The following is a 12,261-nucleotide window of genomic DNA, read 5'->3' on the forward strand; positions in this document are numbered from 1 at the left end:
ATTTAATACTTTTTAACGCATCTGTACTTCTCTCCTATACAGGTTATAAGGCTGTAATCCTTCTTTCTGAACAATCATCTGCCCAAGCTGTGTGCAGGAATACCGTATAAAACCGTTAGCAATATTAAAGTTACCTTCATTTGTTAAAAAATACAAAACTCTGGTAAAAGGGTAAGTCATGTTTCGAAGGTTTTCATAATCTGTACTGTATAATTTTCCTTTATTTTCAACAGGAAGAATTTTCACCATACTTCTTAGCTGTTCCGATTCTTTATCATAAGGACGACTGAAGGTATTCAACCCGATAACACCTATTTTATTGGGATATTTGTTTAACTCCTCTATTATATTCTTACTGCCCGGAATAACAGAAAATTTTAAATTTTTCGGCTGTTGATTAAGCTTTTGTGCAACAAAATTAAGGTTACTGGAATTAGTCCCGTCAAAAATGAATTCTTTGTTATCAGATTGCATTCCTTTGGTTATTTCCTCCATTGAAATACTATTCTTTGGGGAATCTTTAGGAACAATAAAAAGTACTGCATCTGCAGCGAACCTGGCAGGTAAAAAGTTACGGTCCACCCGCTCTTTATAAGTTTTCATTTCTTCAGGAGACAAATCTCTGGACATGACGATAATTCTTGTTTTATCATTCAGTAAATCAAGAAATCCCAAATCTTCTTTTTTCGTAGAAACCTTTATTTTGGTTTCCGGATAGCTAAGCATATAGCCTTCCGCTAAAGCTTCGGTAACGCCTTTAAAAGATTCATCCGTAAGAATCGTCATTTCCCCTTTATGATAAGATGGTGATTTGTCTTCGTTTTTACAACTATTCAATACTATAACACCCAGGAAAAACAGTATCATCAGTCTAAAATTATTCTTCATTTCCTGAATTTTTAATTTTTGTAACCGCTCTGTAGATCCTGAAAATACCGTAAAGAATAAGAAGGGTGCCTAATACATACGCAACACCCGGCTCCAGAACTGTAAAGAAGAATTTATAAAAAATCACCACGCCCCCAAGGACGATGTAAAACAATCCTGTAACCAAGGATAACCAATTGAACATCATATAACAAAAATACCAAAAAAAATAAAAAGAGAAGCATAAGCTTCTCTTTTTTCATATTATTTAAAAGATAGATAACATTTATCCTTCAAAGTTCATTGTCAGCGGTAATCTGAACCGGTAACGCACAGACTGTCCGTTAATTTTAGCCGGAGTCCATTTGTTTTTAATTGACTTAATGGTTCTGATTGCCTCAGCATTGAAATCTGAATTTCCCCCTGACGCTTTTACGTCTGTAATACTTCCATCTCTTTCTACTACGAAAGTAATTTCTGTTTTTACAGTACCTTCATCACCATTCATTGCAGAACCGTCAAAGTTACTGGAAACTTTGTTTCGGAAAGCATTAATCCCTCCAGGGAATTCCGCAGTCTGCTCTACTTCCGTATATACTTGGTTTTCATTAACCTGAGGCTTAACTTCGGCAGTTGAAGCTCTGGTACCGGTAGATGGCGGCGGAGGTGGCGGTGTATATGCCGGAGCTTTTACCCCTTCCTGATTTGTAAGACCTGTCGTCGTTTCCAACTGCTTGGAAATCGGTGGCGGTGGCGTTTCAACCTTCGGCGCTTTTACAGGCTCAGGAACTACGTTCTGAATCACCTCAATCTTCTCCTCTTTCGGTGGTGGAGGTGGTGGAGGTGGTTCTTTTTCTTTAGGCTGCTCGATAATTTTATCTTCCTGAAGAACATCTACCAAGTCTGCCTTCACTTCCTGTTTAGGCGGCGCGGTAAGCCTCTTAATGGTAAGATAAATAAATGGAGACAAAGCAGCCACAAGGAATAATGCGGTTCCAATGATAAAAGATTTCGTCAGAAGTTTTGGATACTGATTTCTTAAATCGTACGCGCCATATTCCTTGTTTCTATTTTCAAATACGATCTCATCTAAAGTAAGATTAGAATCGTATACATTTTCATTTGCCATAGATTTACAATTTTATGGTTTAAATTACTTTGTAGCCGGTGCTGTTGTAGCAGCAGCCGCTCCGGAATTACCAACTTTTCTGTCATAAATAGCTTTCTCCCAAGGTTTCAGATCGGTAACCCCGTACTGCTCACTCTTCGTGATGGCCATTTCGTCAAGAATATCTACAAAGTTTTTGTATACGGCATCATCAGTCGGTTTGATAATCACTGTAAATTTGGATTTATCTGCCGCATTTGCTTTTGCCTGCTCAATCACCTTTCTCACTCCTTCTCTATCAAAAGTTGTTTCATTAAGATTCTGGTCTGTCAGAGAGGTATTATCCTGCTGGTGCCAGAATATCTTATTGTCTTTTCCTAATAATAAAGAAATAGAATTTGAAAGTTTAATTTCCGTTGGAGGTGGTTTTTGCTTGTCATCTTTCGGTTTTGCCGGAAGACCCAAATCCATCACATTCGGTTTAGAGAATGTCGTGGTGAACATAAAGAAGGTAATCAAAAGAAACCCTAAGTCCACCATCGGAGTCATATCTACGCGGGTATTCTGCTTCTTGGATCGAACCTTGCCGCCTTTCCCGCCTTTTTCCTGTACTTGTACTTCTGCCATTTCTAAATGATATTATTCATTAGGTTTACCTTCTTGTGATGTAATCAACCAAAATTTAAGAAAATCAATATCTCTTAAACCCTCAAATAAGCTTTTTACTTTAGGATACTGAGTAGTAACGTCACCTTTAATCGCTAGTTTATAACCAGGATTAACGGCCAAACTTTCTTTTACCCAATCTACTAATTGCTTATTTGTACTATCCATAGGAATCCCGGTAGGACTCTTGAAACTCTTCTGTTCGTCATCTGGCAAATCAAGATAGCTTTTCAGCTGGTTCATAGGAACGCCGATAGCCTGTACTTTTTTGAATGCAGTTTTTTCGTTATTGTCAAAAGTAACGCCGTACTTTTTACCCATATTCTCTAAAAGCTGTACTCTTTCCGATCCATTATCTACCGGCTGGAAATAAAATTTTCCGTCCGGAGTTGCGTTGATGGTCATCAAGCTTGCATCTGGAAGTAACTTCTCTGATATTGAAGATGGCGGTTTGATCTGCTCCACATCAGGTTTTTTAAACTGAGTGGTCAAGATAAAGAATGTAAGCAGCAGGAATGCAACGTCACACATTGCCGTCATATCCGTCACTACTCCATGTCTTTTTGGTTTGACTCTCGCCATTATTATTAATGATTTTTAATTAAACTTCTTTTTACTTAGACAAATTCTCTGCTGATTAGTTAAATTCAGCGAAAGACTGCTGGATGCTCATAGCGATCTCATCGATCTTATAAGTTAATCCGTCGATTTTAGAAGTAAAGAAGTTATAAAGGATGATAGCGATTGCTGAAGTACCAATACCTAAAGCCGTGTTGATCAAGGCCTCGGAAATACCTGTAGAAAGAGCCGCAGCATCCGGAGTACCACCTCCTGAACCTAATGCGAAGAATGCCTTGATCATCCCGATTACCGTACCTAAAAGTGCTACTAACGTTGCAACAGTACCTAAAGTAGAAAGAATCATCATGTTTTTCTCAAGCATTGGCATCTCAAGCGTTGTAGCTTCTTCGATCGCTTTGTTAAGCGCTACCATTTTCTGTTCTTTGTTCAGCGTAGTATCATGAGACAGAGCCTTGTATGTGGTAAGACCTTCTTTCACAACATTTCCAACAGAACCTTGCTGTCTGTCGCACTCTTCCAAAGCTTCATCAATTTTGTTTTGATTCAGCAGGCTTCTTACCTGAATTACGAAGTTATCCAAGTTACCTTTTCCTGCAGCTCTACCTAAAACCAATGCTCTTTCAATGGAAAATACGATTACGGTCAGCATGAAGGTAATAAGGATCGGTACAATAACACCACCTTTGTAGATAATACCTAAGAACGACTCTGGGTGAATGTCTTTTCCTTCAACATCTGAGAAAGCAACAGATCCTGCACCAAGTTTGTCTGCATCTTTAAAGTTTCCTGGACTACCCAGAACGAATAAATAAATACAAATTCCTATTGCAAAGATGATAGGAATAATAATAGCAGGGTTTAGACCTCCCGATTTTCTAGCAATTACTTGCTCATCATTTTTTGAAACATTCATTTCCATATTTAACTAAATTATATTGTTTTAAAATTTTACAAGATGTAAATTAAAGGCAAAAATAATTAAAATGCAAGAGTCTTAAATAAACATTTTGCTTTTTTTTGATAACAAAATTTTAATACAATTCCGATATTATAATTATTTTCTTTTTTTTTGGCAATATTTTTTAATTTAAGCTTTTACATTAAAAAGTTAAAAAAATTCAGCCTTCATTTTTTTTAAATTGCCAATGTTAAATTTTATTTAAATTACTATATTCACAATTCTGTGAGGCACCACAATGATTTTCTTAGGTGTTTTACCTTCCAGAACCTGCTGCATTTTTTCATCTTTCAATATCTCATCTTCCACTTCTTTAGCGGTAAGCTGTGCAGAAAGCGAAATTTTAAACTTCATTTTACCGTTTACACTTACCGGATACTGGATTTCGTCTTCTACCAGGTACTCTTCATTAAGTACAGGGAATTTTTCAAACTCAATGGATTTGTTGTGTCCCAGTAAACTCCAAAGCTCTTCACAAATATGAGGTGCATACGGAGAAATGATAACGGCAAGAGGTTCCAAAATATTGCGTTTGTTGCATTTTATTTTTTGCAGTTCATTTACCGCGATCATAAATGAAGATACTGATGTATTGAAAGAGAAGTTTTCAATATCGTAAACGACCTTCTTTATTAAGGTATGCAACACTTTATATTCCGCTTTCGTCGGCTCTTCATCGGAAACAGAGAATGTATCGCCGTCAAAGTACAGGTTCCAGAATTTTTTCAAAAATCCGTAAACGCCGCTTAATCCTTGCGTATTCCAGGGCTTGGATTGTTCCAGGGGTCCAAGGAACATTTCGTACAACCTCAATCCGTCGGCTCCGTATTCGTCACAGATGTCATCCGGGTTTACAACGTTGTATTTCGATTTGGACATCTTTTCCACTTCACGGCCGGTAATGTATTTTCCGTCTTCCAGAATAAATTCGGCATCGGCATAATCGGGTCTCCATGCTTTAAAGGCCTCTGTATCCAGTTCATCAGAAGTCCCTTTTAATAAGGATACGTCTACATGAATTTGCTGGGTGTTGTAATCTTTGGCCAAACTTTTAGATACATATTGATTAGTACCGTCAACTCTATATACAAACGCACTCATTCCCAAAATCATCCCTTGATTAATCAACTTCTGGAAAGGTTCATTATGACTGATATATCCTCTGTCCTTTAAAAACATGTTCCAGAATCGGGAATACAACAAGTGGCCGGTAGCGTGTTCGCTTCCGCCGATGTATAAGTCTACTTGTCCCCAATAATCTGCAAGCTCTTTTTCCACAAAAGCCTTATCGTCATTCGGATCCATATATCTCAGGAAATACCATGAGCTTCCTGCCCATCCCGGCATGGTAGATAATTCCAACGGGAAAACGGTGGTTTCATTAATAAGATCAGTATCTACAACTTTCTGAGCGATTTCATCCCAGGCAAAAGTTTTGGCATTTCCCAATGGCGGATCACCGTCTTCAGTCGGTAAATATTTTTCTACTTCCGGAAGTTCCAGCGGCAAAGCCGAAACCGGCAAAGTGTAAGGCATTCCATCCTTATAATATACGGGAACCGGCTCTCCCCAATAGCGCTGTCTTGAAAAAATCGCGTCCCGCTGTCTGTAATTTGTTGTTCCGTGGCCGATTCCTCTTTTTTCAATAGCCGAAATGATGAATGCTTTGGCATCGTTATAATTCAGTCCGTTCAGGAAATCGGAATTCACGCATACCGAATCTTTGGAATCAAAAGAAGCTTCCTGAACATCCTCATCCGTCTCCACTACTTTTTTGATTTCAAGATTGAATTTTTTGGCGAAACGGTGATCGCGTTCATCGTGTGCGGGAACGGCCATAACTGCTCCGGTTCCGTAGCCCATCAGCACATAATCCGAAATAAAGACCGGCATTCTCTCATTGCTGAAAGGATTTACGGCATAGCTTCCGGTAAAGGCACCAGAAACATTCTTCACGTCAGACATCCGGTCCCTTTCGGTTTTTTTGGAAGTTTCTTCGATGTAGTTTTCGATTTCCGTTTTCTGAGCTTCGGTTGTAAGGGCTTCCACCAAAGGATTCTCAGGAGCCAGCACCATAAAGGTTGCTCCGAAAATCGTATCAGGTCTTGTGGTGAAAACTTCTACCGTTTCATTCTGCCCTTCGATATTAAATTTAACCTGTGCGCCCTGCGATTTCCCGATCCAGTATTCCTGGGAATCTTTCAGAGGCTGTGGCCAGTCCAGTGTTTTTAATCCCTGCAGCAATCTTTCGGAGTAGGCAGAAATCCTCATGCTCCACTGCATCATCTTTTTCTGAAAAACCGGGAATCCTCCTCTTTCGGATTTTCCGTCTTTTACTTCATCATTCGCCAGTACCGTTCCTAGAGCAGGACACCAGTTAACAGTAGTCTCTGCTCTGTAAGCCAGACGGTAATTTAATAGAATATCTTCTTTATCTATTGCAGAAGCGGCGTTCCATTCTTCTGCGGTGAAATCAAGCTCATCATTTTGATTAGCATTCAATCCTTCTGTACCTCTTTCTTCAAAATGTTTGATCAGGGTCTGGATAGATTCTGCCTTATCTGCATCTTTGTTATACCAGGAATGGAACAGCTCAATGAAAATCCACTGCGTCCATTTATAATAAGATGCATCGGAAGTTCGCACCTCACGACTCCAGTCGAAAGAGAAACCGATTTTTCTCAACTGCTCTTCATATCTTGTAATATTTTGCTCAGTTGTGATCGCCGGATGCTGCCCGGTCTGGATCGCATACTGCTCAGCAGGAAGTCCGAAGCTGTCGTAACCTACCGGGTGAAGCACATTAAATCCCTGATGTCTTTTGTATCTCGCATAGATATCAGAAGCAATATATCCCAGCGGATGGCCTACGTGAAGACCTGCTCCGGAAGGATACGGAAACATATCGAGAACATAAAATTTAGGTTTATCTGTGCTGTTGGAAGTTTTGTAGGTTTGATGCTCTTCCCAGTATTTCTGCCACTTTTTTTCTATCTGCTGATGATCGTAAAACACTTTATTATTATAGATATTATATGTTAGACTTTTGAAATCAGATTATTTTATAATTTATCCCTCATTCAAGATTCACAAAAATAATGATTTTAAAAGAAATGTAAATTTAATTTTGAATTAAATCTCATAAAACAAAAAATCCCATCCGAAGATGAGATCCTGTATTGTATGTTGATTAATTCGTTCAGAGCATTACTGTGGAATTCTCTTGAAGGTATAGGTTTCGGAATGAAATTCTGTAGGGTCCGTTTTATCTTCAAACATTATATTTAAAGAAGTATCGCTGATGCTGATGATCCTTCCCTGATCAGGCTCAACAATTCCCTGATATTTTATCTGGATCGCTTTGCTTGATTTATCATAGCTATAGCTGAAGGTTCTGTCGAAAGTAGGCGTACAGGTTCCCGGCGTTGAGCTGTCTCCCATATCTTTTCTTTTCCCGGCGTTTCCAGAGGAAAAAGTCCATCTTGATGTTTGCTGGCATGTAGTATCAAAAGAAATCCCATCGGAAACCGGCTGCCCACCGGTTGGCACTCTGGTTACTACTTTTTTTACCGGCTGCCACACTCCTACCAGCGGAGCTTCCATCACTTCCGTGGTATCGTTGTTACAACCCGTTGCTACGAATAATGATAAACCTGCAAATAATAATGCTAATTTCTTCATGTATCAAATTTTTCAAGGGCTAAAATTATGATTTATTTATATTATTATACAATATTTTTGAAAAAATATTATTAAAATTTATCATTTTCTGATTACGGCCTTTATAAAATCCTTTAAATGACCTTTATTTAATAAACATTCATCAACCGCAACCCTTTTGTATTCTGTGAAAAAAACTATTTTTGCACAAAACAATGCAAATGCAGGACTTAACGAAAAATAATTTTGATTTCATCCGTGTTCTTCTCGCTTTTATCGTTTTCGTCGGGCATTTGGGGGCACTGAGTGCTTCTCCCGATCTTAAAATTTTTGAGAACAGCCCTATAGAAATTGCTGTTTTCGGATTTTTTGTAGTAAGCGGTTTTCTGATTGCCAGAAGCTACGAGCGCTCGTCGAGCCTCAAAAGTTATATCAAAAAAAGGATACGGAGAATTGTTCCTGCCTATCTGCTGGTTGTTTTCCTCTGCGCTGTTTTATTGAGCCTTGTCAGCACTTACACTTTTCAGGAATATTTCAGCAACACCCAGGTTTACAAATACCTGTTCTGGAATTCCATCTTCCTGAATTTCAAGGCACCGTGGCTGCCTGGAGTTTTCGGAAATCAGGCGGTGAACGGAGCTTTATGGACGCTCAAGATCGAAATGAGCTATTATTTTTCTGTTCCTCTGCTGTTTCTCCTTTTCGGAAAGAATAATAAATATAGAAATATCAGCTTAATCGTTATTTATTTCCTTTCTTTGATCTATCTTAATTATTTTGAATCGCTGAATAAGATCTCCGTAGCCAAGCAGCTTCCGGGCACTTTGTCATACTTTATTCCGGGAATGCTGATTTATTTTAATTTTGATCTGTTCATCAAACATAAGCACACGCTTTTTATCATCGCCATTCTTACGGTCTGGATCGATTTGATTTTTAACATCAAATTCTTTTCGCCGATGATGATCGGGATTATTGTGCTATACATCGCTTATTCTTTTAAATTTCTCAACAATTTCGGGAAGTACGGGGATTTCACGTATGGCATTTACATCTTCCACTTTCCGATTATCCGGACTTTTACGACATTAGGTCTTTTCAGGGATTACAATCCTTATCTCATGGCTGTAGCCTGTATGCTTGTGGTGATCGCCGTTGGGATAAGTTCATGGCATTTTTACGAGAAAAAATTTTTATAAAACACGAATGAAAGAACTTGTTTCCATTATTACGCCTTCTTACAATTCCGCAGAATTCATCGGGGAAACGATACAGTCGGTCCTGGACCAAACCTATGAAAACTGGGAATGGCTGATTTCCGACGACCGTTCTACCGATAATACGGTTGAGATTATCCGTCAATACAACGATCCCAGAATCAAACTTCAGATATTGGAACAGAACGCCGGTGCAGGAAATGCCCGCAACAAAAGCCTGGAAAGGGCTGAAGGAAGATACATCGCCTTTCTGGACTCCGATGACCTCTGGCTCCCGGAATATCTGGAAACGATGACGGATTTCATGCAGGAAAACAAAGCAGAATTGGTATACTGCAACTATTCAAGATGTGATGAACATTCGATGGAGCCGATTTTAAAGGATTTTGAAGCGGATACGGTTGTTACGTTTTCCAATCTTCTTAAAACGTGCAGACTGGCCCCTGTTTCAACAATATATGACACCCAACGCGTTGGAAAATTTTTCTTCCCGGTAAAAAGCAAGCGTGAAGATCACGTGATGTGGCTGAATCTGCTGAAAGAAATTCCGAAAGGCTATCCTCTGAATAAGACGCTGGCAAAATACAGGATGCGCGAAAACAGTGTTTCCCGCAAAAAGAAAAACATCATTAAAGACCAATATCTTGTTTACAAAGAGTTTATGGGGTTTTCCACCCTAACTTCTTTATACTATACCGCCAACTGGGCCCTTAACGGGTTTTTGAAATATTCGAAAATTTTTAATTAAATTTAAAAATGGAATATTCAAAAGAGTTTAAAGCTGCCCTCAGCAATTTTTCATCTGTGGAAAAGGATAAGCTGATTTTCAGACTGCTGAAGAAAGACAAGCTGCTGTCTAAAAAACTGTATTTCGAGCTGATCGATCCCGAAACTACCGATAATAAACGCGATGCGATGGAAGAAATTGTGCAGGAGAAAGTTCTGCTGGCTTCAAAATACATCAGCAACCAGAAATATTTCCTTTCGATTATCCGTAAGATCAGTGCGGAAATTACCGAACATGTAAAGATTACCACCGATAAGTTCGGGGAAGTTTCCCTGAATATCCTTTTGGTAAATGAAATCCTGAAGCATAACGAAGACCTCAGCCGCCAGAGATTCGATAATGTTTATAAACTGTACTTGTATTTAATCAACAAAACGGTAAAGGCTCTTCTGCTAACCAGAAAACTGGATGTTGATTACTGGATGGAGATTGATGAACACCTTGACCATTTGAAAGAAAAAATCCTTCAGAACAAATACCTGTCTAAGCTGTTCATCAACAACGGAATCGATTTCAATTGGCTGACCAGTGACCGGATTCCCGAAAATTTCGACCAAATTATCAAAGACATTAAAAGCCGGGGCTTTTTACGCTAGAATCTTCTTCAGAATCAATTCAGTAGATTCCGATTTTTCGGAAACGAATTTTTCAGCATTTTCAGACATTGATTTAAGCAATTCTTCGTTATTGATCAGAAACAGAACAAAATCGGCGGCAAGTCCTGTATTTTCAAAAGCTCTGCCTCCATCAACGGAAATCAGTTCATCAGCTTCCGGATTCTTCTTATAATGATTTCCGAAAATTACGGGAACACCAAAAGTTGCCGCTTCTAAAATATTATGAAGGCCCGCATCGTGAAAACCTCCGCCCACTACGGCGATATCGGCATAGGAATAGAGTTTCGACAGAAGTCCGATGCTGTCTATGATTAAAATATGGGAATTAAAACCAGCTACGGAAGAATCAATTTTACTGTACAAAAGGGCATTCGGAAACATCTGTTTCAGGGCCTCAACCCTTTTTAGATCATGCGGGGCAACAATAAGCTTTGCATAAGGGCTCAACTGTGAAACTTCTTCCACTATTTTTTCTTCCGGCTGCCATGAACTCCCGAAGACAACAGCTTTATCTTTTCCGATGAATTCCCGGATAAAATCAACATGGTTGTTGCGGTCTCGTAGCTGCTTTACCCGGTCGAATCTTGTGTCTCCCGTCACTGAGGATTTCGTTAATCCAACATTTTTTGCCAGCGCATAAGACATCTGGGTCTGATGAAAAAACCAGTCAATATTTTTTTGAAGCTGCCCTACAAACCATTTCCCGTAAGAGGTAAAGAAAGACTGGCGGTCGTAGAACAAAGCAGAAATCACATAGGTTTTGGCTCCTTTGCTTTTCAGCTCTTCCAACAGATGATACCAGTAATCATATTTCACCGTAAAAAATAGTTGAACATCAAACTGGCGTACAAATTCTTTTACACAGGATTTTGTATCAAAAGGAAGATAGCAGATCACATCGGCAATATTTTCTTTTTTAACCACATGCTCATATCCGGAAGGTGAAAAGAAAGTTATCAGGATTTTATGATCGGAGAAATGGTTTTTCAATCTTTCCAGAACAGGCAGCCCCTGTTCATATTCCCCTAAGCTCGAAGCATGCATCCAGATCACTTTATCGGATTTTAAAAACTCGGTTTTTACTTTCTGCAGGGATTCTTTCCTGCCTTCAACGCCTTTTTTAGTTTTATCATCAAATAAAGAAAACATTTTCATCCCGAAAATGAGAAGATGGATGAACAGATTATACAGAAAAGCCATCATAATTCAATTTTAATTTTTCACAATCATTTATGCTGAAGGATCTGAAACAGCATCCATTTTAACCACCCACAGAAGTGTTTCTGTCTGTACCATTGGAACCGTATTGTTTTATCATTTAAAAATACCTACGAAGATGAACAGGACGATCAGGCTTCCGATTACCGAAAACAGCGTAGAAGACACGGCAACCCTTGGTTTTGCCTTCTCATCTTTGGAATATCGGAACATATAATCCTGGCCGTTCAGAAAGATCAATGTAATCAACAGAAAAAGCCATCTTACAAAAATTTTCATAATCAAAAACTGTGCATTTTTATTTGCTTCGGTAATTTCTACAGGATAGTTGGAGGACTCCGGACTTCTGACCACGTAGGCAAATAGAAAATAAAGACCCGTTAAGACCGCCGGCATCAGAAAGGCATATTTCTTATTCCCGAAATTATCCGCCTTTACGTCGAAATCGAAATGGATCGGAATGACCTGTGGTAAAGATTTATACTGTTTTACGGTAAACCACCACAGAAAAACCAGTAGTACGAAATTTAAAATATCAAAAACAGTAAATAGAATATTTTCCATTTCAGACAGATTTTAAG

The 12,261-nt window shown here is 38.8% G+C and carries 13 protein-coding genes; 3 read left to right on the forward strand and 10 right to left on the reverse strand.

The genetic code is table 11. The annotated features are described in order from the left end of the window. Window positions 1–12 precede the first annotated feature (12 nt). From ACED20_RS11780 to ACED20_RS11815, 8 genes are all read right to left on the reverse strand, one after another. Window positions 13–888, reverse strand: coding sequence for a PstS family phosphate ABC transporter substrate-binding protein (locus ACED20_RS11780; protein WP_294236347.1), 876 nt, complete (start codon window positions 886–888; stop codon window positions 13–15). Continuing rightward, complete coding sequence (locus ACED20_RS11785; protein ID WP_378104726.1) at window positions 878–1,075, reverse strand: C4-dicarboxylate ABC transporter; 198 nt, start codon at window positions 1,073–1,075, stop codon at window positions 878–880. The genes ACED20_RS11780 and ACED20_RS11785 overlap by 11 nt, the downstream gene beginning before the upstream one ends. Before the next feature lie 78 nt (window positions 1,076–1,153). After that, window positions 1,154–1,996 (reverse strand): energy transducer TonB, encoded by an 843-nt coding sequence (locus ACED20_RS11790; RefSeq protein ID WP_294199313.1) that lies wholly within the window; start codon window positions 1,994–1,996, stop codon window positions 1,154–1,156. 24 nt (window positions 1,997–2,020) lie between these two features. After that, window positions 2,021–2,602 carry a biopolymer transporter ExbD gene (locus ACED20_RS11795; RefSeq protein ID WP_294199312.1) on the reverse strand — a complete coding sequence of 194 codons (582 nt, stop codon included), beginning with the start codon at window positions 2,600–2,602 and terminating at the stop codon, window positions 2,021–2,023. Between the two features lie 12 nt (window positions 2,603–2,614). After that, complete coding sequence (locus ACED20_RS11800; protein WP_294199311.1) at window positions 2,615–3,223, reverse strand: biopolymer transporter ExbD; 609 nt, start codon at window positions 3,221–3,223, stop codon at window positions 2,615–2,617. A 55-nt stretch (window positions 3,224–3,278) separates the two neighbouring features. Continuing rightward, complete coding sequence (locus ACED20_RS11805) at window positions 3,279–4,142, reverse strand: MotA/TolQ/ExbB proton channel family protein (RefSeq protein ID WP_294199310.1); 864 nt, start codon at window positions 4,140–4,142, stop codon at window positions 3,279–3,281. Between the two features lie 240 nt (window positions 4,143–4,382). Beyond that, window positions 4,383–7,196 (reverse strand): leucine--tRNA ligase, encoded by a 2,814-nt coding sequence (gene leuS / locus ACED20_RS11810; RefSeq protein ID WP_378104733.1) that lies wholly within the window; start codon window positions 7,194–7,196, stop codon window positions 4,383–4,385. Window positions 7,197–7,388: 192 nt separating this feature from the next. Next, window positions 7,389–7,862 carry a lipocalin family protein gene (locus ACED20_RS11815; protein ID WP_294199308.1) on the reverse strand — a complete coding sequence of 158 codons (474 nt, stop codon included), beginning with the start codon at window positions 7,860–7,862 and terminating at the stop codon, window positions 7,389–7,391. A 200-nt stretch (window positions 7,863–8,062) separates the two neighbouring features. Here ACED20_RS11815 and ACED20_RS11820 point away from each other — a divergent pair, with 200 nt between their 5' ends. Genes ACED20_RS11820 through ACED20_RS11830 form a run of 3 tightly spaced genes read left to right on the forward strand, consistent with a single transcriptional unit; the run spans window position 8,063 to window position 10,441 of the window. After that, window positions 8,063–9,040, forward strand: a complete 978-nt coding sequence (locus ACED20_RS11820; protein ID WP_294236352.1) for an acyltransferase — start codon at window positions 8,063–8,065, stop codon at window positions 9,038–9,040. Window positions 9,041–9,047: 7 nt separating this feature from the next. After that, a complete protein-coding gene (locus ACED20_RS11825; protein ID WP_294220489.1) occupies window positions 9,048–9,806 on the forward strand; it encodes a glycosyltransferase family 2 protein in 759 nt (252 codons plus the stop codon). 8 nt (window positions 9,807–9,814) lie between these two features. Next, a complete protein-coding gene (locus tag ACED20_RS11830) occupies window positions 9,815–10,441 on the forward strand; it encodes a deoxyuridine 5'-triphosphate nucleotidohydrolase (protein WP_294307879.1) in 627 nt (208 codons plus the stop codon). Here ACED20_RS11830 and ACED20_RS11835 read toward each other — a convergent pair. Together ACED20_RS11835 and ACED20_RS11840 are read right to left on the reverse strand one after the other, a co-directional pair. Then, window positions 10,433–11,662, reverse strand: coding sequence for a 3-deoxy-D-manno-octulosonic acid transferase (locus ACED20_RS11835; protein ID WP_378104848.1), 1,230 nt, complete (start codon window positions 11,660–11,662; stop codon window positions 10,433–10,435). The genes ACED20_RS11830 and ACED20_RS11835 overlap by 9 nt on opposite strands. Before the next feature lie 114 nt (window positions 11,663–11,776). After that, window positions 11,777–12,244, reverse strand: a complete 468-nt coding sequence (locus ACED20_RS11840; protein WP_378104738.1) for a DUF1648 domain-containing protein — start codon at window positions 12,242–12,244, stop codon at window positions 11,777–11,779. Window positions 12,245–12,261: the final 17 nt, after the last annotated feature.

It is taken from the genome of Chryseobacterium sp. sg2396, assembly GCF_042610505.1.
Classification (GTDB): Bacteria; Bacteroidota; Bacteroidia; order Flavobacteriales; family Weeksellaceae; genus Chryseobacterium.